General features: G+C 70.4%; 11 protein-coding genes. 9 read left to right on the top strand and 2 right to left on the bottom strand.

All coding sequences use genetic code 11. The features are described from left to right. Nucleotides 1-80: 80 nt before the first annotated feature. Together FKR81_RS33245 and FKR81_RS33250 are read left to right on the top strand one after the other, a co-directional pair. Complete coding sequence (locus FKR81_RS33245; protein ID WP_146358163.1) at nt 81-13,346, top strand: non-ribosomal peptide synthetase; 13,266 nt, start codon at nt 81-83, stop codon at nt 13,344-13,346. Continuing rightward, nucleotides 13,343-13,537, top strand: coding sequence for an MbtH family protein (locus FKR81_RS33250; protein ID WP_146358165.1), 195 nt, complete (start codon nt 13,343-13,345; stop codon nt 13,535-13,537). Before FKR81_RS33245 ends, FKR81_RS33250 begins: the two co-directional genes overlap by 4 nt. Here the strand turns inward: FKR81_RS33250 and FKR81_RS33255 are convergent. Next, nucleotides 13,527-14,207: an SDR family oxidoreductase gene (locus FKR81_RS33255; RefSeq protein ID WP_146358167.1), complete on the bottom strand. Its 681-nt coding sequence runs from the start codon at nt 14,205-14,207 to the stop codon at nt 13,527-13,529. The genes FKR81_RS33250 and FKR81_RS33255 overlap by 11 nt on opposite strands. Continuing rightward, on the bottom strand, nt 14,204-15,022 hold the full coding sequence (locus tag FKR81_RS33260; RefSeq protein WP_146358169.1) for a DMT family protein: 819 nt from the start codon (nt 15,020-15,022) through the stop codon (nt 14,204-14,206). Before FKR81_RS33260 ends, FKR81_RS33255 begins: the two co-directional genes overlap by 4 nt. Before the next feature lie 65 nt (nt 15,023-15,087). Here FKR81_RS33260 and FKR81_RS33265 point away from each other — a divergent pair, with 65 nt between their 5' ends. From FKR81_RS33265 to FKR81_RS33295, 7 genes are read left to right on the top strand one after another with little or no spacing between them, the layout of a single operon-like run. After that, complete coding sequence (locus tag FKR81_RS33265) at nt 15,088-15,453, top strand: GntR family transcriptional regulator (RefSeq protein WP_146358171.1); 366 nt, start codon at nt 15,088-15,090, stop codon at nt 15,451-15,453. Then, nucleotides 15,453-16,331, top strand: a complete 879-nt coding sequence (locus FKR81_RS33270) for an ATP-binding cassette domain-containing protein (RefSeq protein WP_146358173.1) — start codon at nt 15,453-15,455, stop codon at nt 16,329-16,331. Before FKR81_RS33265 ends, FKR81_RS33270 begins: the two co-directional genes overlap by 1 nt. Continuing rightward, nucleotides 16,328-16,990, top strand: coding sequence for a hypothetical protein (locus tag FKR81_RS33275; protein WP_146358175.1), 663 nt, complete (start codon nt 16,328-16,330; stop codon nt 16,988-16,990). Before FKR81_RS33270 ends, FKR81_RS33275 begins: the two co-directional genes overlap by 4 nt. A 38-nt stretch (nt 16,991-17,028) precedes the next feature. After that, nucleotides 17,029-18,048 (top strand): FecCD family ABC transporter permease, encoded by a 1,020-nt coding sequence (locus FKR81_RS33280; protein ID WP_186763315.1) that lies wholly within the window; start codon nt 17,029-17,031, stop codon nt 18,046-18,048. Continuing rightward, nucleotides 18,045-19,073, top strand: a complete 1,029-nt coding sequence (locus FKR81_RS33285) for a FecCD family ABC transporter permease (RefSeq protein ID WP_146358179.1) — start codon at nt 18,045-18,047, stop codon at nt 19,071-19,073. The genes FKR81_RS33280 and FKR81_RS33285 overlap by 4 nt, the downstream gene beginning before the upstream one ends. Continuing rightward, nucleotides 19,070-19,858 carry an ABC transporter ATP-binding protein gene (locus tag FKR81_RS33290; protein WP_186763316.1) on the top strand — a complete coding sequence of 263 codons (789 nt, stop codon included), beginning with the start codon at nt 19,070-19,072 and terminating at the stop codon, nt 19,856-19,858. The genes FKR81_RS33285 and FKR81_RS33290 overlap by 4 nt, the downstream gene beginning before the upstream one ends. A 54-nt stretch (nt 19,859-19,912) precedes the next feature. Beyond that, on the top strand, nt 19,913-21,856 hold the full coding sequence (locus FKR81_RS33295) for a galactosylceramidase (protein ID WP_146358188.1): 1,944 nt from the start codon (nt 19,913-19,915) through the stop codon (nt 21,854-21,856). Nucleotides 21,857-22,580: the final 724 nt, after the last annotated feature.

The following is a 22,580-nucleotide window of genomic DNA, read 5'->3' on the forward strand; positions in this document are numbered from 1 at the left end:
AGTGGTAGCGGGGACGCCTCCGTGCGTCCCCGCAGCCATGTCCGAGCCCTGTCGTAGTCTCGCGGAAGGCAGTCGTTGTGATGTTCGGTGGTTCCCACGCTCTGCCTCTCACCGGTGCGCAGACGGGGATCTGGCTGGCCCAGCAGATCGAGCCGGAGAACCCGGTCTACAACATCGCGTGGTGCCTCGAACTGCGCGGCGACGTCGACCTCGCGCTGCTGGAGAAGTCGGTGTGCCAGGCCGTTCTCGAGACCGGCAGCCTGCACGTCGAGTTCGCCGAGCACGACGGCGTTCCGGTGCAGATCCCGGTTCCCCCGACGTGCCCGTTCACGCTGCTCGACCTGCGCGGTGAGTCCGATCCGGACAGTGCGGCGGACGAGCTCATGTGGGCGGACCTGGACACCATCGGCCGCCCGGTGTTCCACCAGATGATCATCCGGCTCGCCGACGACCGCGTGCTGTGGTTCCAGCGCTACCACCACCTCGTGATGGACGCGCGCGGCAACCTGATGCTCGTCGCGCGCGCCGCCGAGCTGTACAGCGCGTGCGGCGGTGAGCACGTCGACCGCCCGGTCTCCGCGCTCGTCGAGCACGACCAGATGTACCGCACGTCGCACCTGCACGACGACGACCGGGCCTACTGGCTCGACCTGCTCGCCGACCACCCCGAGCCGGTGCGGCTCGTCGAACGGTCCTCCGGCCAGGCCCGTGAGGTCGTGCGCCGCCGGGTCGAGGTGCCCGGCCACCACCGCGCGTCCCGTCAGGTGATCGCCGCGATGGCCGTGTACCTGCACCGGGTCTCCGGTGCCACCGACCTCGTGCTCGGTCTCCCGGTCACCTCGCGGCTCGACGAGGCGACGGTCACGACGCCCGGCATGTGCTCGACCGTGCTGCCGCTGCGGCTCACCGTGCGGCCCGGCACGACGCCGGCCGAGCTGGTTCCCCAGGTGAACGACCAGGTTCGCGCGCTCGTGCGGCACAGCCGGTACCGCGGCGAGGACATCGCCCGCGACCTCGGCGTCGCCGACGGCATTCCGCAGCTCGTCGGCCCCACGCTCAACTACGTGCGCGTCGACAGCTACATCCACTTCGGCGACCTGGCGGTCGTGCCGAACACGTTGTCGCTCGGTCCCGTCAACGACCTCTCGCTGTCCGTGCTGGAGATGCCGGACGGCGTGCTGGTGCTGGAGTTCGAGGCGAACGCGCGGCTGTGCTCGCCGCGCGACCTCGCCGAGCACGACCGCCGCTTCCGCGCCGTGCTGGCCGCGATGAAGGAACACCCCGACCGCTCGGTCGGGCTGATCGACCTCGCGACGGAGTCCGAGAAGGAGCTGGTGCTCGACGAGTTCGGCACCGCGTCGCGCATCGTCGACGAGGTCAGCTGGACCGGCGCGTTCGAACGTCAGGCCGCCGCACATCCGGACAAGACGGCCGTGGTGTGCGAGGAGAAGAGTCTCACCTACGCCGAGCTGAACGCGGCGGCGAACCGGCTGGCCCGTCTGCTGCACTCTCGGGGTGTGCGGCAGGAGGACGTCGTCGGCGTCGCGCTGCCGCGGTCGATCGACCTCGTGGTCGCGTTGCTGGGCGTGATGAAGGCGGGCGCCGCCTACCTGCCGCTCGACCTCGACCACCCGGCCGACCGCGTCGAGTTCATGCTGACCGACGCGGGCGCGCAGCTGGTGATCGACGAGGAGTTCCTGCGGGACAACGACCCCAGCGAGTTCGAGTCGTCCGATGTGGAGGGCCCAGGGGGTGTTCACCACGCGGCGTACGTGATCTACACGTCGGGGTCGACCGGCCAGCCCAAGGGCGTCGTCGTGACGCACGAGGGCATCGGCAGCCTGGTCGCCACGGCGACCGACCGCATCGGCATCACGCCGGAGAGCCGCGTCGTGCAGTTCGCGTCCGTCGGTTTCGACGTGACGGTGTGGGACCTGGTGATGTCCCTGTGCGTCGGTGGCACCGCGATCGTCGTGCCGTCCGAACGCCGGGTCGCCGGTGCCGCGCTCACCGACTACATCAACGCGCACGACGCCACGCACATGATCCTGCCGCCGTCGCTGGTGGCGGCGCTGCCGCCGGAGTGCGAGCTGCCCGAGGGCGCGGTGCTGGTCGTCGGCACCGAGACCGTCCCGACCGAGTTGATCGCGCGCTGGGCGCGTCGCATGCGCGTCGTGGCCGCGTACGGGCTCACCGAGGCCACGGTCAACTCGACGCTGTGGCGCGCTTCGCCGGACTGGACCGAAGCCGTTCCCATCGGCGTGCCGGACCCCAACACCCGGTGCTACGTGCTGGACTCCGCGCTGCGCCCGGTGCCGGTCGGCGTCGAGGGCGAGCTGTACGTCGCCGGTCGCGGACTCGCTCGCGGCTACCTCGGCAGGCACGCGCTCACGGCTGAGCGGTTCGTCGCCGACCCGTTCGGCGGCGCCGGTGAGCGCATGTACCGCACCGGTGACCGCGCGCGCTGGCGCGAGGACGGCGACCTCGACTTCCTCGGCCGCGCCGACGGCCAGGTCAAGATCCGCGGTTTCCGCATCGAGCCCGGGGAGGTCGAGAGCGTCCTGATGGCGCACCCGGACATCTCGCAGGCCGCCGTGGTGGTGCTGGCGGACCACCGTCGCGCCAAGCGGCTCGTCGCGTACGTCGTCGGCTCGGCTGACACGGGCACGGCCCGCGCGCACGTCGCCAGGTCGTTGCCGGAGTACATGGTCCCGTCGGTGGTCGTGCGCGTCGACGGCCCGCTTCCGCTGACGCCCAACGGAAAGCTCGACCGCAAGGCGCTGCCCGCCCCGGACTGGACCGCGACCGCGGGTGACGCCCCGCCCACCAACGACACCGAGCGCACGCTGGCCGGCCTGTTCGCCGACGTGCTGAAGCTCGACGCCGTCGGCATCCACGACAGCTTCTTCGAGCTGGGTGGCGACAGCATCGTCGCCATGCAGCTCGTTGGGCGGGCGCACCAAGCCGGTCTGGTGATCACGCCGCGCGAGGTGTTCACGCTCCGGACGGTCGCCGGGTTGGCCGCTGTCGCCGGTGCTCCTGTCGCCGCGGCCGGCGAGGTCGAACTGGTCGACCCCGCGCTGGTCGCCCTGTTCGGGGACGCCGGTGAGGTGCTGCCGGTTTCGCCGCTGCAGGAAGGGTTCTACTTCCACGCGCAGTTCGACGAGGACGACTCGTACGTCGTGCAGGAGGTGCTCACGCTCGGCGCGACGGTGGATGTCGCCGAGGTGCGCGCGGCCGTGCAGGGGCTGCTGGACCGGCATCCGTTGTTGCGGGCCGGGTTCCGGCAGAGCGACGACGGCCGGATCGTGCAGGTGGTGCCGGGGGCGGCCGAGCTGCCGTGGACCGAGTACGACGGCGAGCTCGACGCCGGGCTCGAGGCTGAGCGCGCCAAGGGCTTCGACCTCGCCCGGCCGCCGCTGATCCGCGCCGCCCTGATCAAGCTGGGGGAGACGGACCGGCGGCTGGTGCTGACGCTGCACCACATCCTGGTCGACGGCTGGTCGGTCGCCCTGTTGCAGCAGGAGCTGGCCGGTGGGGTCGCTGTCGCCGACTCCGCGGGCACGGACTACTTCCGCTGGCTCGTCACCCGTGACCGCGACGCCGCGCGCACCGCGTGGCGCACCGCGCTGTCCGACGTCGACGAGCCGACCGTCCTCGTCCCCGAGCCGGGGGACCGGCACGGCCAGCACAGCGTCTCCCTCACCCCGGAGCTGACCAAGGCGCTGACCACCAGGGCGAGGCAGCTCGGCCTGACCCTCGGCACGGTCCTGCACGGTGCGTGGGGTCTTCTGCTGGGCGGCATGACAGGCCGCGCGGACGTCGTGTTCGGCAGCACGGTCGCCGGACGTCCCGCCGAGGTCGCGGGCATCGAGTCCGCGGTGGGCCTGTTCATCAACACGGTCCCCGTGCGGCAGCGCTGGACCGGCACCGACACCCTGACCGACGTGCTGCGCCGCCTGCAGGACGAGCAAGCCGACCTGCTGGAGCACCAGCACCTCGGTCTGGCGGAGATCCAAAAGGCGGCCCAGAACCGAAATTCGGGGGGCGACCTGTTCGACACGCTCGTCGTGGTCGAGAACTTCCCCGAGGCACCCATCACCACCGGCGGCCTGGAGATCACGGCCGTCCAGGTCGATGATGCGGTGCACTACCCGCTCGCGCTCGTCGCGCTGCCGGGCGAGTGCCTGGAGCTGCGCCTCAAGCACCGGATCGCGGACGAGGACGCCGAGGAGCTGAGTGCGCGCCTGGTGCGCGTGCTGGAGGCGTTCATCGAGAACCCCCAGCACCCGGTGGCGCGTCTGGACCTGGTGTCGCAGCAGGAGAAGAACTGGCTGGGCGAGCTGAACGCGACCGACGTCGCCGTGCCGGAAGGCACGCTGGTCAGCCGCATCGCCGCGCAGACGAAGCGCACCCCGGACGCCACGGCGGTCACGTACGAGGGTGAGCAGGTCACCTACGCCGAGCTGGACCAGCGGGCCGAGCAACTCGCCCGCAGTCTGCGCGCACGGGGCGCGGGCCCCGAGCAGGTGATCGCGGTCGCCGTGCCGCGCTCCGTCGAGCTCGAGGTCGCGCTGCTGGGTGTGCTCAAGTCCGGCGCCGCCTACCTGCCGCTGGACCTGGACTACCCGGCCGACCGGCTGGCGTTCATGCTCGCGGACTCCGGCGCGAAGATCGTCGTCACCGCGGGCGACGTCGAGCTGCCGGACGGCGTGACACCTGTCCGGATCGGCGTCGCCGAAGAAGTACCCGACTCCGAAGTGGTTGCGGCGCAACCGGACCACCCCGCGTACCTGATCTACACGTCCGGGTCGACCGGACGTCCCAAGGGCGTTGTGGTGACGCACCGGGCGATCGTGAACCGGCTCGCGTGGATGCAGCACGAGTACGGGCTCACCGCCGACGACCGGGTGCTGCAGAAGACGCCGTCGAGCTTCGACGTCTCGGTGTGGGAGTTCTTCTGGGCTCTGTGCGAGGGTGCGTCGATCGTGTTCGCGAAGCCGGAAGGCCACCGCGATCCGGCCTACCTGGCCGAGCTGATCAAGACCGCGGGCGTTACCACGCTGCACTTCGTGCCGTCGATGCTGGGTGCGTTCCTGGAGGTCGTGGGGGAGGACGCGAGCTGGTCGGCCAGCCTGCGGCGGATCTTCAGCAGCGGTGAGGCGCTGACCGGTGACGTGGCAGGCCGCTGGTACGAGCTGACGGCCGTGCCGCTGCACAACCTGTACGGGCCGACCGAGGCCGCGGTCGACGTCACGTACCACCGGTACGACGGCGGGCGCGAGATCGCCGTGCCGATCGGTGCGCCGGTCTGGAACACCCGGCTGCACGTGCTGGACGCCTTCCTCCGTCCGGTGCCCGCCGGTGTGCCGGGCGAGCTGTACCTCGGGGGTGTGCAGCTCGCCCGCGGCTACCACGCGCGGCCGGGACTCACCGCTGAACGGTTCGTCGCGAACCCGTTCGACGGTGGGCGCATGTATCGCACCGGCGACCTGGTCCTGCGCCGCGAAGACGGTCAGATCGTCTACCTGGGACGGACGGACCGTCAGGTCAAGGTGCGCGGCAACCGCGTGGAGCTCGGCGAGATCGAGGCCGCGCTCGCCCAGCTGCCCGGTGTCGCCCGCGCGGCCGTGATCGCGCGGTCCAACCAGCTGCTCGGCTACGTCACGCCGAGCACGCTCGACACCGCCGAACTGCTGGCAGCACTCACCGAGGCACTGCCCGCCGCGATGGTGCCGACGCACGTGCTCGCGCTGGACGACTTCCCGCTCAGCCCGAGCGGCAAGCTCGACCAGAACGCACTGCCCTCACCGGCGGCCGCCGTGACCGCCGGCCGGGCACCGGCGACCGAACGCGAGCGCCTGCTGTGCGGGATCGTCCGGGAGGTGCTCGGGCTGCCGGAGATCGGCGCGGACGACGACTTCTTCGTGCTCGGCGGCGACAGCATCACGTCGATCGCCGTCTCCACCCGCGCCCGGCGCGCCGGGCTGGAGATCACCCCGCGCGACGTCTTCGCGCTGCGCACGCCCGCGGCACTGGCCGCGCACGTGCCGGTCGACCGGTCCGATGTGGACGACCAGGAGATCGACGAGAAGCTCTGGCCGTTGTCTCCGCTGCAGGAGGGCCTGTACTTCCACTCCAGCTTCGACACGACCGAGCTGGACGTCTACCAGTCGCAGGAGACCGTCGACTTCGCCGGGCGGATCGACGCCGACCGGCTGCGTGCGGCGGGCCGGGCGCTGCTGGAGCGCAACCCCAGCCTCCGCGCGGGTTTCACGAGCGAGCCGATGCAGGTCATCGCGGACGACCTGGAGATCCCGCTGCGCGAGGTGGACCTCCGCGACCACCCCGACGAGCTGGCCGAGCTGCTCGCCGCGGACCGCAGGCACCGCTTCGACCTGGCGAACCCGCCGCTGTGCCGGTTCATCCTGGTGCACCTCCCCGACCACGACCAGCTCGTCGTCACGCACCACCTGATCCTGTGGGACGGCTGGTCGGCGTGGCTGTTCTTCGAGCAGCTGTTCGGGCTCTACCAGGGCGAGACCGAGCTGCGCACGCCCGGCTCGTACCGCGACTACCTGTCGTGGTTGGGCCGCCAGGACTTCGACGCGGCGCGTGCGGCGTGGCGCAGGGCGTTGTCCCGACTGGCCGAGCCGACGCTCGTCGCGACGGTCGACCGCTCCGGTGAACCCGTCATCCCGGACGAGCGCCACACCGAGCTCCCGGCCGAGCTCACCGACCGCGTGCGCGAGGAGACCCGCAAGCACGGGCTCACCGCGAACGCCGTCTACAGCGCGGCGTGGGGCTTCGTGCTCGCCAGCGCGGTCGGCCGCACGGACGTGGTGTTCGGCACCGCGATCGCCGGCCGCCCGGTCGAGGTCGACGACGTCGAGAACGTCATCGGCATGTTCCTCAACACCATCCCGACCAGGCTCGCGCTGAACCCGCGCGAGTCGGTGGTGGAGCTGTTGCGGCGCACCCAGGACGAGCGCACGGAGCTGATGCCGCACGAGTACCTCGGTCTCGGTGAGGTGCAACGCGAGTCCGGCCACCGCACGTTGTTCGACACGCTGTTCGTGCTGCGCACCGCCGACGGCGACGACCGGCTCGCCGAGCTGACCAAGCGGTTCGGCATCACCGGACTGTCCAACGTGGACGGCACGCACTTCCCGCTGACGCTGATCGTCACGCCGGGGGAGCGGACCAGGATCACCATCGCGTCGCGGCCCGACCTCGTGACCGCTGACACCGTCACCGCGCTCATGGACCGCTACACGACCGCGCTCGAACGGCTGGTCGCGGACCTGGACGCGAGCGTCGGCACCCTTGACGTGGTGCCGGGCGACGAACGCGAGCAGCTCGCCGCGCAGTGGGACGCCTCGGCGAACCCGTTGCCGGACCGCACGATCGCGGACCTGCTCGCCGACCAGGTGGCCCGCACTCCGGACGCGACCGCGCTGGTGTTCGGCGACCTGGTGCTCACCTACGCCGAGCTGGACGCGCGGATCAACCGGCTCGCCCGCTTCCTGATCGCTCGCGGTGCAGGCCCGGAGAAGGTCGTGGCGCTGGCGTTGCCGCGTTCGGTCGAGATGGTCGTGGCGCTGTTCGCGGTGCTGCGCACGGGTGCCGCGTACCTGCCGCTCGACCTGGACCACCCGTTCGACCGGCTGCGGTTGATGATCTCCGACACCGGTCCGCTGTGCGTGCTGTCGACCTCGACGGTGGGGCTCGTGGACGACGCGGTGTGCCTGGACACCACCGAGATCGACTTCCCGAGCGACCCGGTCGAGGTGCGGTTCTCGCTGGAGCACCCGGCGTACGTGATCTACACGTCCGGCTCGACCGGCAGGCCGAAGGGCGTCGTCACGCCGTACCGCGGCCTGACGAACATGCACCTCAACCACCAGCAGGAGATCTTCGCCCCGGCCATCGCGAAGGCGGGCGGCAGGCGGCTGCGCATCGCGCACACCGTGTCGTTCGCGTTCGACATGTCGTGGGAAGAGCTGCTGTGGCTGGTGGAAGGCCACGAGGTGCACGTGTGCGACGAGGAGCTGCGGCGCGACGCCGAGGCGCTGGTCGCGTACTGCGACGCGCACGAGATCGACGTCGTCAACGTGACGCCGACCTACGCGCAGCTGCTCATCGAGGAAGGGCTGCTCGACGGGCACGTGCCGCCGGTGGTGCTGCTCGGCGGCGAGGCCGTGTCGGACACGGTGTGGTCGCGGCTGCGCGACACCGAAGGCACCTACGGCTACAACCTCTACGGCCCGACCGAGTACACGATCAACACACTGGGCGCGTCGACCGACGACAGCAGGACTCCCGCTGTCGGCAGGGCGATCTGGAACACCCGTGCGTACGTGCTGGACGCGCACCTGCGTCCCGCCGCGCCGGGCACGCCCGGTGAGCTGTACATCGCCGGTGTAGGCCTGGCGCGCGGTTATCACGAGCGGTTCGGGCTCACGGCGGAACGCTTCGTCGCCGACCCGTTCGGTGAGCCGGGCGGCCGGATGTACCGCACCGGCGACCTCGTCTGCGCACGCCCGGACGGCATCCTGGACTTCCTCGGCCGCACCGACGACCAGGTGAAGATCCGCGGCTACCGGGTCGAGCTGGGCGAGATCTCCAGCGCCCTGATGGTCCGCCCGGACGTCGCGCAGGCCGCGGTCGTCCTGCGGGACAAGCGACTCGTCGCGTACGTGGTGTCCGATGTGGACACCGCTGAGCTGCGGGACGAGCTGAAGACGCGGCTGCCGGACTACATGGTCCCCAGGGTGATCATGCCGGTGGACGCGATCCCGCTGACCGTCAACGGCAAGCTCGACGTGACCGCGCTGCCCAAGCCCGAGATCGCGGTGGGTGCGGGCCGGGAGCCGTCCACCGAGCAGGAACGGGTGCTGTGCGGCCTGTTCGCCGAGGTGCTCGGCGTCGCGTCGGCCGGGCCGGACGACAACTTCTTCGACCTCGGCGGCCACTCGCTGCTCGCGACCAGGCTGGTCGGCAGGGCCCGCACGGCGCTGGGTGCCGAGCTGGCGATCCGCGACCTGTTCGAGGCGCCGACGCCCGCCGAGCTGGCGTTGCGCGGCACCGGTCCGGCGCGCCCCCGCCTCGTGCCGGTCGAACGGCCGGAGGAGCTGCCGCTGTCCGCCGCGCAGCAGCGGTTGTGGCTCATCCAGCAGATGGAAGGCACGTCGTCGGCGTACAACTTCCCGCTGGTGTTCACGTTGCGCGGCGACTTCTCGGTCGATGCTTTCACGCTGGCACTGGCGGACGTGGCCGGGCGGCACGAGGCGCTGCGCACGGTCTTCGGTGAACGCGAGGGCGTGCCGTTCCAGCGCGTGCTGGCCGGCGCGGAGCCGGTCGTCGAGGTGGTGGAGTCCGAGCAGGAGGTGTTCGACGCGGTCGAGCGCCCGTTCGAGCTCGGCACCGAGCTGCCGCTGCGGGCGGTGGTGACGCCTGTCGACGGCGGCCACCTGGTCGCGATCGTGCTGCACCACATCACCACCGACGAGTGGTCGGACGTGCCGTTCCTGCGCGACCTCGAAGACGCCTACCTCGCGCGGGTTTCCGGGGCGGTACCGGTGTGGGAGCCGCTGACGGTCCAGTACGCGGACTACACGGTGTGGCAGGACCTCCTGCTGGCGCAGGTCGGTTCCCAGCAGCTGGACCACTGGCAGCGGGCGCTGGCGGGCGCGCCGGAGGAGCTGGAGCTGCCGGTCGACCGGCCACGCCCGGCGCGGCCGACGTTCCACGGCGCGGACGTGACGGTGGAGCTCGCCGCGGACGTGGTCGCGGGCCTGCGCGAGCTCACCGGTGGCGCGTCGATGTTCATGGTGCTGCAGGCCGCGGTGGCCGCGCTGCTGCACCGGATGGGCGCCGGTGAGGACATCCCGCTGGGCGCGCCGATCGCGGGCCGCACGGACTCGGCGCTCGACGACCTGGTCGGCTTCTTCGTCAACACGCTGGTGCTGCGCAACGACGTCTCGGGCGACCCGTCGTTCACCGAGCTGGTCGGCCGGGTGAAGGACCACGCGCTGGCCGCGTTCTCGAACTCGGACGTGCCGTTCGAGTCGGTCGTCGAGCGGATCAACCCGACCCGCTCGCTGGCGCGCAACCCGCTGTTCCAGGTGATGGTCGGCTACCACAGCCGGTCCGGCGAGTGGACCTCGTTCGCCGGGCTCGACCTGGAGGCGCGCGACGTCGAGACGCGGACCGCCAAGTTCGACCTGGTGTTCAGCTTCACCGACTCCACCGACCGGATCTCCTGCCGGCTGGAGTACGCGACCGACCTGTTCGACGCCGTCACGGTCGAACGGCTGGGGGAGCGGCTGAACCTGCTGCTGGCGGCCGTGGTCGCCGACCCGGACGCGCCGATCAGCGACGTCGACCTGCTCGCCGACGACGAACGGCAGCGCGTGCTGGAGGAGTTCAACGACACGCGCCGCGCGGTCGAGGAGAAGACGTTCCCGGAGCTGTTCGCCTCGTGCGTCGAGCGGTTCCCCGACTCCGTCGCGGTCGTCGACCGGGCCCGGTCGATCGACTACCGGTCGCTCGACCTGCTGTCGAACCGGGTCGCGCACCTGTTGGCCGGCAAGGGAGTTCAGCGGGAGAGCGTCGTCGGCATCGCGGTGCCGAAGTCGGTCGAGATGGTCGCGACCGTGCTCGCCGCGCTGAAGCTCGGCGCCGCGTACCTGCCGCTCGACTCGGCGCACCCGCGGGACCGGATCGACTACATGGTCGCGGACTCCGGCGCGGTGCTCGTGGTCGACGAGACCACGCTGACCGAGCTCGGTACCGACGAGTCCCCTGTGGACAGCGGTCCGGTCGGGCAGGGCAGCGCGGCGTACGTGATCTACACGTCCGGCTCGACCGGGCGGCCCAAGGGTGTGGTGGTACCGCACGACGGCATCGCGTCGCTGGCCGCCACCGCGATCGACCGGATGAAGCTCACCTCCGACAGCCGGGTGCTGCAGTTCGCGTCGGTCGGTTTCGACGTGGCGGTGTTCGAGCTGACCATGGCGCTGACCGTCGGCGGACGGCTCGTGTTCGCACCGGACGAGGTGCGCGTCGCGGGGCCCGCGTTGACGGACTTCCTGCGCGACCGGCGGATCACGCACATGATCCTGCCGCCGTCGCTGGTGTCGGCGCTGCCACCGGACTGCGAGCTGCCCGAAGGCGGCACGATCCTGGTCGGCACCGAGACCGTGCCGCCGGACGTGATCAGCCGGTGGGCAGGCCACATGAACGTGCTGGCCGCGTACGGGCTCACCGAGGCCACGGTCAACTCGACGTTGTGGCAGGCGGATCCGGCGTGGGACAGCGCGGTGCCCATCGGCATCCCGGACCCGAACACCACGGTGTACGTGCTGGACGCGCGGCTGCGTCCCGTGCCGCCCGGTGTGGTCGGCGAGCTGTACGTCGGTGGACGCGGTCTGGCCCGTGGGTACATGGGCAAGCCCGCGCTCACGTCCGAGCGGTTCGTCGCGAATCCCTTCGACGGCGGCCGGATGTACCGAACAGGTGACCGGGCTCGCTGGCGGGCCGACGGCAACCTCGACTTCCTCGGCCGGGTCGACACCCAGGTGAAGATCCGCGGTTTCCGCATCGAGCTCGGCGAGATCGAGGCTGCGCTGGCCCGGCACCCGGCGGTCACCCAGGCGGCCGTCGTCGCCGACCGGGATCGCGACATCACGCGGCTCGTCGCGTACGTCGTGGGTGAGGACGAGGACCTCCGGGCGTTCGTGGCGGCGCAGCTGCCGGACTACATGGTCCCGGCGCTGGTGATCGAGCTGGACGGGCCGCTTCCGTTGACGCCCAACGGGAAGCTGGACCGCAAGGCGCTGCCCGCGCCGGACTGGTCCCGCCTCGCGGGTGACGACAAGCCGGTCACACCCGAGCAGAAGGCCGTCGCCGAGCTGTTCGCGGAGCTCCTCGGCCTCGAGTCGGTCGGCGTCCACGACAACTTCTTCGCGCTGGGCGGCCACTCCATGGCGTCCATGCGCCTGGTCGGCAAGCTGCGCGCGGCGTTCGGCGTCGATCTGGCGCTGCGCGACGTGTTCGACTCGCCGACGGTGGCGGCGCTGGCCGGGCGGCTCGGTTCCGGCGGGTCGCGGCGTCCGTTGCTGCGCAAGGCGGAACGGCCGGTGACGCTGCCGCTGTCGCCCGCGCAGCACTGGCAGTGGACGCGTGCCGAGGCGCACCCGTACTACGACCACGCGCTCGCGTTGCGGTCGACAGGCTTCGACGTCGCCGCACTGGCGGCGGCGTGGGCTGACGTCGCCGAGCGGCACGAGCCGCTGCGCACGGTGTTCGTCGACGGGATGTCGGCGCGGACGGTTCCCGCGCCGGGGCTGGAGATCGTGCAGGTCGACGACCTGGACGCGCGGATGGCGGCGTACGCGGCCGAGCGGGTCGACCTGTCGGTCGCACCGGTGCGCGCCCGGCTGCTCGTCGGGCCGACCGAGCAGGCGATCCTGCTGACCATGCACTACGCGGTGGTCGACGAGTGGTCGGTCGTGCCGTTGTTCCGCGACCTCCAGGTCGCCTACGCGGCACGGCGTGAGGGGCAGGAGCCCGCCTTCACGCCGCTGCCCGTGGACTACGCGGACTACGCGCTGTGGGCGCACGAGGTGCTCGCGTCGGTCGGTGAGGAACAGCTGGCGTTCTGGCGGCAGACGCTGCGCGGGCTGCCCACGCCGTTCGGTCCATCCACATCGGACCGCACCGCGGGCGTCGTCGGCTTCGCACTGGACTCGGCGCTGCACGTGGCCGTCGACCAGCTGGCCCGCGACACCGGGACGAGCATGTTCATGGTGCTGCAGGCAGCACTCGCGGCCGTGCTCACCCGGCGCGGCTTCGGCACCGACGTCCCGGTCGGCACGCTGGTCGCGGGACGCACCGAGGAGGCGCTGGCCGACCTGGTCGGCACGTTCTTCACCACGGTCGTCCTGCGCACCGACACCGGGGGAGCGCCGAGCTTCACCGAGCTGCTGTCGCGGGTGCGCGAGACCAACCTGACCGCGCTGTCGCACGCCGACGTGCCGTTCGACGCGCTCGGCATTCCCGCACCGCAGATCATGGTGGTGCACCACGAGCAGGCTCAGCTCGAGGCGCTGGAGGGTGGCATCGGGACGCTCGACGGTGTCCCGGTCGGGTCGTCCGGCACCGACCTGACCCTGAGCTTCTACGAACCGTTCGGCGACGAACCGGTACCGTGCTTCCTGATCCACGCTGCCGCTGTGTTCGACCACCAGACCGCGCGGGGCATCGCGGACGAGCTGCTCGGCTTGCTGCGTGCCGCCGTCACCGACCCGGCAGTTCCCATCACCAGGAGGATCGAGTCATGACCAACCCGTTCGAGGACCCGCAGGGCCGGTTCTTCGTGCTCGTGAACGACGAGCAGCAGCACTCGCTGTGGCCGTCGTTCGCCGAGGTGCCCGCGGGCTGGACCAAGGTGTTCGGCGACGACACCCGCGAGGCGTGCCTGGCCTACGTCGAGGAGAACTGGACCGACATGAGGCCGGCCTCTATTCGCTGAGGTACTGCTCGAACGTTCGCCGGCCCACCGCGCGGTGTGGGGTGAGGTTGCCGCCCGCGCGGTAGGCCGCGAACGTCTTGCCGGGCAGCCGGAGCGGTACGACCTTGCGCCGCTTTCCGGAAGCCGTCAGGAACAGGCGAGCCAGATCGGTGGCCCGGTGCACTTCCGGGCCGCCCATCTCCGGCGCCATGCCCGCCGGTTCACCCTGCGCCAGCCGTGCCAGCACGGCGGCGACCTCGGCCGGATCGATGGGCTGGAACCGGAAGTCGGGGATCATCATCAGCGGCAACCGCGCCGAGGCCTCGAAGATCGAGCGCAGCAGCGGGTGGAACTGGGTGGCCCGCAGGATGGTCCACGGCACGCCGGAGTCGATGATCAGGCGTTCGGCGGCCAGTTTCTGCCGGTAGTAGGGCAGCGGCACCTGGTCGACGCCGACGATCGACACGTAGACGAGGTGTCCCGGCCGTGCGGCCAGCACCGTCCGCGCCAGGTTGACCTCCCGGCGGAACGACGTCGCGCAGTGCACGACGACGTCGGCTTTCAGCGCCTCGAGCCCGGTCCCCTTCAACAGGTCCGTGCCGGTGGCACGGGACACCGCACGCGCGTCCGGCAGTCCGGCCATCACGTGCCGGCCCAAGCGGCCGCGGCCGCCGGTGACAACAACCTTCATGTGACCACTCTGGACCGGTGGAACTGGGCCAGCGCGATGATCCCGGTCACGGCGACCACGGCGCTCGTCACGAGCGCGACCTCGGTCCACGCACCGGCGCCCTGCGTCTCGTCGAGCAGCACCATCCCGATCCACGACGCGACGATCGGGTTGGTCACGGTCTGCCCGGCCACCACGAGGTCCGCGGCTCCCGCCGTGTACCCGAGCTGGATGAACCACGCCCCGATCAGGAAAGCCACGACGACTCCGGCCAGCGAGCTCCACGCGATCGACGGCAGTGAGGTCGTCACGTCCCGCACCAGCACGGCGACCAGCCCGTAGGCGGCGCCGGCGCCGACGGCGAACGCGAGGCAGCGGATCGTGCCGCTCTGGAACGTCGCGATCACGCCGAACACGCACACCGCGGCCGCGACCAGCTGACTGGCCTGCAGCGCCACGTTGGTCGGCACGTCCGTCGGCACCGCCGACCCGGCCGCGATCCACACGAACACCGCGACGCCCAGCGTCGCCGTGAACACCGCGCCCGCCAGCTTGGGCGTGAAGCGCCCGAAGTCGATCACCGTGATGATGGGTAGCGACAGCACCGCTATGGGTGCGACGACGGTGACCGGCGCGAACGTCCACGCGAGCACCTGCAGGATCGCGGCGACGAACAGGATCGAGAAGCCGGTCAGCCACCGCCGGTTGCCGGGGAGGCGGTGGGCGCGCCGCAACGTCAGGTCGCCGACCTCCCGGACACCGGCGTGCTGCATCGCGGCGCCGACCGCGCTGCACACGGCGCCGAGCACCGCGCAGAGGATCGCGATCCCGACCACATGGCCAAGCGTACTTCTCTAGTGCTAGGGTTCATTACTCAAGTAACGAACCAAGGATGTAGCTGATGTTCGACGACCGGAGCCCGATCTACCGGCAGATCGCCGAGCGGATCAAGGCGGACGTGCTCAGCGGGGCGCTGGAGGCGGACGAACAGGTCATGTCGACCAACCAGTACGCGGCCTTCTACCGGATCAACCCGGCGACGGCGGCGAAGGCCTTTCAGCAGCTCGTGGACGAGAAGGTGCTCTACAAGAAGCGGGGGATCGGGATGTTCGTGAGCACGGAGGCTCGCGAGATGTTGCGGGTGCAGGGGAGGGAGACGTTCTTCGGCGAGGTCGTCGACCCGATGGTGGCCGAGGCCAAGGCCATCGGGATCCCGTTGACGGACGTGATCCGCAGGATCGAACTGCTCGAGAACGGGGACATCTGATGCGCGTCGACGTGACCGGCCTGACCGTGCGCTACGGCGATGTCACCGCCGTGGACGACATGAGCTTCTCCTTGGAGAGCGACAAGATCTACGGTCTGTTGGGCAGAAACGGGTCGGGCAAGACCAGCCTCATGTCGGTGCTCGCCGGCTACCGCAAGCCGTCCGGCGGCACGGTGCTCGTCGGCGGCGAGCCGGTGTTCGAGAACCGGCGGGCCACGGCGGGGATCTCACTCGTCCGGCACGTCGCGGACGCGGCCGACAAGTCCGACAAGATCAGCGAGGCGCTGACGTACGCGGCGTGGTGGCGCGACTCGTGGGACGCCAGGTACGCCGACGAGCTGCTGGAGCTGTTCAAGCTGTCGCGCGACGAGAAGATCGGTGCGCTGTCGCTCGGCCAGCGCTCGGCGTTCGGCGTCACGATCGGGCTCGCCAGCCGTGCGCCGCTGACGATGCTCGACGAGTCACACCTCGGCATGGACACACCTACCCGCTACAAGTTCTACGACGCGCTGCTCCAGGACTTCATGCGCAACCCGCGCACGTTCATCCTCTCGACGCACCTGATCGAGGAGCTGGCCGCGTTGCTGGAGGAGGTCGTCATCATCGACGGCGGCAAGCTCGTCCTGCACGAGGAGACGGACTCGTTGCGGTCGCGGGGGATCGAGGTCACCGGCGTCGCGGACGACGTCGACGGGTTCGTCGCCGGGCTCACCGTGCTGTCCGAGAAGACGTTGGGGCGCACCAAGTCCGCGATGGTCTACGGCTCGCTCGACGACGAGCAGCTCGCCGCGGCGCGGCGCGCGGGGCTGGAACTGGGGCCGATCGCCTTGCAGGACCTGTTCGTCCACCTCACCGAACCCGTGGGGGAGACCCGATGAGGATCATGACCTCGCTGTCCAGGACGTTGCTGCCGTTCCTCGTGCTCGTGTGGGCCGGGGCGCTGGTGGTCGTGCTGGCGCTGACGTTCGTCGTGTCCGTCTGGAAGGGCGTGAGCATCAGCGGGTGGAACATCGCGGCCGCGCAGATCTCCCGGTGGGTGCTGTTCTGGGTCGGTGTCTACCTGATCAGCAACTTCCTCTCGATCGCGGTCGCACACGGCCGCACGCGGCGCGAGTTCCTGTGGCAGGCAGCGGCTTTCGCGCTGCTGATCTCGGTCGTGCTCGCGGCCGTGACGCGGTTCGGGTTCCTCGTCGAGTCGCTCGTGTACCGCGGGATGGACTGGAGCACCGGTGACGCGGGCGGGGGGATTCTCGAGTACTCGCTGGTGTACGCGGTGTGGAGCGCGGTCGGCGCGTTCATGGCGGCGTCGTTCATCCGGTTCTCCTCGGCGGCGCTGGTCACGATCCCGATCGGCGTCGTGCTCATCGTCCCGGCCGGATCGCTGGTGTCCGGCGCGAACTCGTTGCCGTTCCTCGGTTCGCTGCCGGGTTTCACGCACGGGCAGGCCATGTTGCTCACGCTCGGCACCGTCGTGGTCGCGCTGGGTCTCGCGTGGGCGGTGGCGCGGGAGATGCCGATCAGAACCAAAGCCGGGTGAGATACGGTTAGGCTCACCTAATCGGCAGGGGGAACTCGGTGAGCACGGCGGTCAGGACTGAAGCGCGCGCTCTGCGCGGTGCCGGCCTGGTCGTCGCGCTCGCCGTGCTCGTGCTGACGTGCCTGCTGAGCCTGTGGATCGGCTCGCGGGACATCCCGTTCACGGACACGCTCAGCGTGCTGTTGAGCGACGACGGGTCCGTCGAGTCGCTGATCATCCGCGACCACCGGCTGCCGCGCACGATCATCGGCGTCCTCGTCGGTGCCTCGCTCGGGCTGGCGGGCGCGCTGATGCAGTCGCTGACCCGCAACCCCCTCGCCGACCCCGGACTGCTCGGTGTCCAGTTCGGCGCGTCCGCGGCCGTGGTCGTCGGCATCGCGTTCCTCGGCATCGGGTCGATCACCGGCTACCTGTGGCTCGGGCTCTTGGGCGCCGCCGCCGCGTCGGTCGTGGTGTACGTGCTCGGCGCGGCCGGGAGCGGCGCCGCCTCGCCGGACCGGCTGGTGCTCGCGGGTGCCGCGATCAGCGCCGTGCTGCTCGCGTTCGTGTCGGCCGTGCTGCTGCTCTACCCGATGTCGTTCATGTCGTTCCGCTTCTGGAACGTCGGCTCCATCGCCGGCCGCCAGATGGACGTCGTCCTGCGCATCGCGCCGGTGATGCTGGCGGGCATCCTGCTGACGCTCGGGCTGACTCGGTCGCTGAACATCCTCGCGCTCGGCGAGGAGACCGGCAGCGCGCTCGGCGCGAACGTCGGCCGCATCCGGCTGCTCGGCGGCATCGCGGTGACCTTGCTGTGCGGCGCGGCGACCGCGGCGGCCGGGCCCATCGGGTTCATCGGGCTGACCGTCCCGCACGCCGCGCGTGCACTCGGCGGCTCGGACCACCGCTGGGTGCTGCCGTACTCGATGGTGCTCGCGCCGATCCTCCTGGTGGGTGCGGACATCCTGGGCCGCGTGATCGCGCGGCCCGGTGAGGTGGAGGTCGGGATCGTGACGGCCGTGCTGGGCGCGCCCGTGTTCATCGCGCTGGTGCGGCGCAGGAAGCTGGCGCAGCTGTGACGGCCGTGCTGCGCACCGGACCGGTGTCCCTGCGGGTGGTGCCGCGCGTCGCCGTCGTGTCGGCGGTGCTCCTGCTCGCGGTGCTCGCGGTCGGGGTCGCCAGCCTGATGACCGGTGACATCGAGCTGACCGCGTCCGAGGTGATCGCCTCGCTGGTCGGTCATGGCGACCGCGCGTCGGACTTCATCGTGCTGCGCCTGCGGTTGCCGCGCGTGCTGTGCGCGTTGTTCGTCGGCGCCGCGCTGGCCGCCAGTGGCGCGATCCTGCAGTCGCTGACGCGCAACCCGCTGGGCAGCCCCGAGTTCATCGGCATGACCAACGGTGCCGCGACCGGCGCCATCTGCGTCATGTTCTTCCTGCAGGGCAGCATGATGATGATCGCGGCCGGCGCATTCGTCGGCGGCGTGGTGACGACGGTCGTGGTGTACCTGCTCGCGATGAAACGCGGCGTGCAGGGGTTCCGGCTGGTGCTGGTCGGCATCGGCGTGTCGTTCATCCTGGTCGCGGTCAACCACTTCCTGATCACCCGTGCGTCGATCTACGAGGCGCTGCAGGCGCAGGCGTGGCTCGTCGGCGGGCTCAACCTCCGCACGTGGGGCCACGTCACGACCGCGGGCGTCGGCCTCGCGGTGCTGCTGCCGGTGGCGGTGTCGCTCGGCAGACGTCTCGCCCTGCTGGAGATGGGCGACCAGGCCGCGCAGGGGCTCGGCGTGAACGTCGAGCGCAGCCGGTTCTTCCTGCTGGGCACGAGCGTAGGGCTGGCGTCCGTCGCGACGGCGGCGGCGGGCCCGATCTCGTTCGTCGCGCTCGCCGCGCCTCAGCTGGCGCGCAAGCTGACCCGGTCCGCCGGGCCTGGCGTGTTCGCGGCGGCGCTGATGGGCGCTGTCCTGTTGATGGCGAGTGATCTGCTGTTGCAGCGCGTGTTCTCGGTCCAGCTCCCGGTCGGCATCGTGACCGGTGCGGTCGGCGGCGTGTACCTGGCGTGGCTGCTGGCGCACGAATGGCGAAAGGGCATCGCACGATGACGCGGCTGCGCGGGGAGAACCTGACGCTCGCCTACGACGAGCGCACCGTTGCGTCCACTTTGGACGTCTCCGTCCCCGACGGCTCGTTCACCGTGATCGTCGGGCCGAACGCGTGCGGCAAGTCGACGCTGCTGAAGGCGTTGGCGCGCATGCTGAAGCCCACCGAGGGCACGGTGTACCTCGACGGCGCGGCCATCGCGTCGTACCGGTCGAAGGAGGTCGCGCGCAGGCTCGGCCTGCTGCCGCAGACGTCCATCTCGCCGAACGGCATCACGGTCGGGGAGCTGGTCGCGCGCGGCCGGTACCCGCATCAGAAGCTGTTCCGCCAGTGGTCGCCCGAGGACGAGGCGGTCGTCGCCGAGTCCATGCGCAAGACCGGCGTGGACGACCTCACCGACCGGCTCGTCGACGAGCTGTCCGGCGGGCAGCGGCAGCGCGTGTGGCTCGCCATGGTGCTCGCGCAGCAGACGTCGATCCTGCTGCTCGACGAGCCGACGACGTTCCTCGACATCGCCCACCAGCACGAGGTGCTGGACCTGTGCGCGGACCTGCACGAGGACGGCGCGCACACGCTCGTCGCCGTGCTGCACGACCTCAACCAGGCCTGCCGCTACGCCACGCACCTGATCGTCATGAAACCGGGCGAGGGCATCGCCGCCGAGGGTGACCCGGTGCGGATCATGACGGCGGAGCTGGTGGAGGACGCGTTCGGCCTGCCGTGCCGCGTCGTCGACGACCCGGAGACCGGCACGCCGCTCATCGTGCCGCTCAAGCGCCAGCGCTAGTTTCGCTGGGCTGGATTCCATTCACCTTCCATTCGCGCCGTCCAGCCTGGCGCGATGATCTGGGCACTGATCTCCTCGTTGGCACTGGTGATGACCGTGCCGGCACTCCAGCCGATGCCGCTGGACACCGCGATCACCGTCGACCCGGCGTCGGGCGGCAGGACGTTCGACGGCGTCGGCGCGATCAGCGGCGGTGGCGGCAACTCGCGCCTGCTGTACGACTACCCGGAGCCGCAGCGCGGCCAGATACTCGACTACCTGTTCAAACCGGGCTACGGCGCGGCACTGCAGATGTTGAAGGTCGAGATCGGCGGCGACACCAACTCCACCGACGGCGCCGAGCACAGCCACATGCACACCGCCACCGACCTCAACTGCGACCGCGGCTACGAGTGGTGGCTGATGGAGCAGGCGAAGGCGCGCAACCCGCGCATCAAGCTGGCCGCGCTGGCGTGGGGCGCCCCCGGCTGGCTCGGGACGTTCTGGAGCTCGAAGACCGTCGACTACCACATCAAGTGGCTCGACTGCGCCCGCTCGCGGGGCCTCACCATCGACTACATGGGAGGGTGGAACGAGAAGGGCTACGACAAGGCCTGGTACAAGACCTTCCACGCGGCCCTGCGCTCCCACGGCTACCAGGCTCTCCTGGTCGGCGACGACGGCAACAAGGGCTGGCTCGCAGCCGACGACATGGTGGCCGATCCCTCGTTCGCCGCGGCCGTCGACGTGGTCGGCATCCACTACTCGTGCGGCTACCAGGGCACCGACAAGGGCAAGTCCTGTCTGAACAGCGCCAACGCACGTTCACTCGGGAAACCCTTGTGGGCCAGCGAAACCGGCTCGCAGGACCTGAACACCGGCGCGTTCGCCTCCACGCGCAGCTTCAACCGCGGCTACATCGACGCGCGGATGACCGGGTACTTCAACTGGCCCCTGATCGCCGCCATCTCACCCAACCTGCGGTGGAACACCACCGGGTTGATGCGCGCCCACCAGCCGTGGGCCGGGTCGTACCAGGTCGGCAAGCAGGTGTGGGCGATCGCGCACACCACGCAGTTCACCGCGCCGGGGTGGAAGTACCTCGACTCGGCTTCCGGCTACCTCGGTGGCAACCGCGACAACGGTTCCTACGTGTCCCTGCGGTCCGGGTCCGACTACTCCACTGTCTTGGAAACCATTGACGCTGTTGCTGATCAGAAGGTTTCGGTGTCCGTTGCCTCCGGGTTGAAGCAGGGGGCTGTGCGCGTGTACGCCACCAACCTGCGGTCGGACAACCCCGCCGACCACTTCGTCCGGCAGCCCGATGTCACACCGGTGGCGGGGAAGTACTCGCTCGTTCTCCGGCCGGGCTACGTCTACTCGATCTCCACCGCCGGTGGCCAGGGCCACGGCACCGCCGCGGGGAAGCCAGGTAAGCCACTCGCTCTGCCGTACCAGGACAACTTCGACGCCTCTCCGGTCGGCAAGCAGGCCCGGTACCTGGCCGACATGGACGGCGCGTTCGAGGTCGTGCCGTGCGGGGCTGGGCGGTGTGTGCGGCAGGTCATGTCTCAGGCGCCCATCGTGTGGCGCAACGGGAAGCGGAATCCCTCCGCGTTGATCGGTGACGTGTCGTGGGCCGACTACACGGTGCGGGTCGACGTCTTGTTGGAGCAGAAGGGGTTTGTCGAGTTGCAGGGGCGGGTCGGGTCGCAGGGGTTGGCTCCTGACCGGGTCAACGCCTACTTCCTGCGGGTCACCGATGGTGGGGCGTGGTCGTTGTTGAAGTCCGATACTTCGCCCAAGTTGACCACGCTCGCTTCTGGGACTGTTGGTGCGTTGGGGGTGAACAAGTGGCACAAGTTGGCGCTCACGTTCGCCGGTACGTCTGTGGCCGCGTCGATTGACGGGGTGAAGGTGGGGGCTGTGGTTGACGCGAGTTATGCGGCTGGGCAGGTGGGGATCGCGGTGAGTCAGACGATCAACGCTCGGTTCGACAACCTGTCGGTGGCTCGCTGAGCTTGGGGTTTTGGTGGTGGGTGGGGAGGTCCTCGCTGATCACCAGAGGTCGCCACATTTTGAAGTCCCCGTCAAGGCGGAAAAGCTGCCTTGACGGGGACTTCAAAATGTGGCAAGGCTGCGCCTGATCAGCGAGGACCTCCCCACCCCTGCCCTCCGGGAAAGTTTGTCCTGATTATTCGGCTGCCGGTTTGTGCTCGGGGGCCGCGCCCGTTGGGCAGTGCGGGGGTCGCTGGTGCGGCGGGCGCTCTTTTCCTTTGGTATCTGCCGGTTTTCGCTGTGCTCTCCTGGTATCTGCCGGTTTCGTGGTGGGTTGCTTGGTGTGCTGGCTTCGCTTCGCTCGCGGGGGCTACGCCGCGCCGTAGATGTTGCGGGCTTCCGCACCCCGGTTCGTGCTGGGCAGGGTCGAGGTGTGTCGTACCGGGCGGAAGGCGGGCACGGCGGGTGTGTCGGTGCATCTACGGAAGGCGAGTCCGACGGCAAGTGGGTCGGTGTGTCTAAGGAAGGCGGGCCCGACGGCAGGCGGGTTGGTGCGTCTAAGGAAGGCGGGCCCGGCGGCAGGCGGGTCGGTGTGATCAGGCAAGGAGTGTGCGTGTCCGCAGTGAGCGGGGTGGTGGGCACCTGGCGATTGGGCCTTGACTTGGGGTGCGGCGTGGTACCCCTATCGGGCCGGCAGGTGCTCTTCCTGCCGGCGGAGCCGGCCCCACCACGCCGCGAGGGGCCC

The organism is Lentzea tibetensis, from assembly GCF_007845675.1.
In the GTDB taxonomy this organism is placed as follows: domain Bacteria; phylum Actinomycetota; class Actinomycetes; order Mycobacteriales; family Pseudonocardiaceae; genus Lentzea; species Lentzea tibetensis.

What these genes read in the sequence shown, in the direction of transcription:
- FKR81_RS33245 (WP_146358163.1), top strand. Translation starts at nt 81, where the DNA reads ATGTTCGGTGGTTCCCACGCTCTGCCTCTCACCGGTGCGCAGACGGGG.
- FKR81_RS33250 (WP_146358165.1), top strand. Translation starts at nt 13,343, where the DNA reads ATGACCAACCCGTTCGAGGACCCGCAGGGCCGGTTCTTCGTGCTCGTG.
- FKR81_RS33255 (WP_146358167.1), bottom strand. Translation starts at nt 14,207, where the DNA reads ATGAAGGTTGTTGTCACCGGCGGCCGCGGCCGCTTGGGCCGGCACGTG.
- FKR81_RS33265 (WP_146358171.1), top strand. Translation starts at nt 15,088, where the DNA reads ATGTTCGACGACCGGAGCCCGATCTACCGGCAGATCGCCGAGCGGATC.
- FKR81_RS33270 (WP_146358173.1), top strand. Translation starts at nt 15,453, where the DNA reads ATGCGCGTCGACGTGACCGGCCTGACCGTGCGCTACGGCGATGTCACC.
- FKR81_RS33275 (WP_146358175.1), top strand. Translation starts at nt 16,328, where the DNA reads ATGAGGATCATGACCTCGCTGTCCAGGACGTTGCTGCCGTTCCTCGTG.
- FKR81_RS33290 (WP_186763316.1), top strand. Translation starts at nt 19,070, where the DNA reads ATGACGCGGCTGCGCGGGGAGAACCTGACGCTCGCCTACGACGAGCGC.
- FKR81_RS33295 (WP_146358188.1), top strand. Translation starts at nt 19,913, where the DNA reads ATGATCTGGGCACTGATCTCCTCGTTGGCACTGGTGATGACCGTGCCG.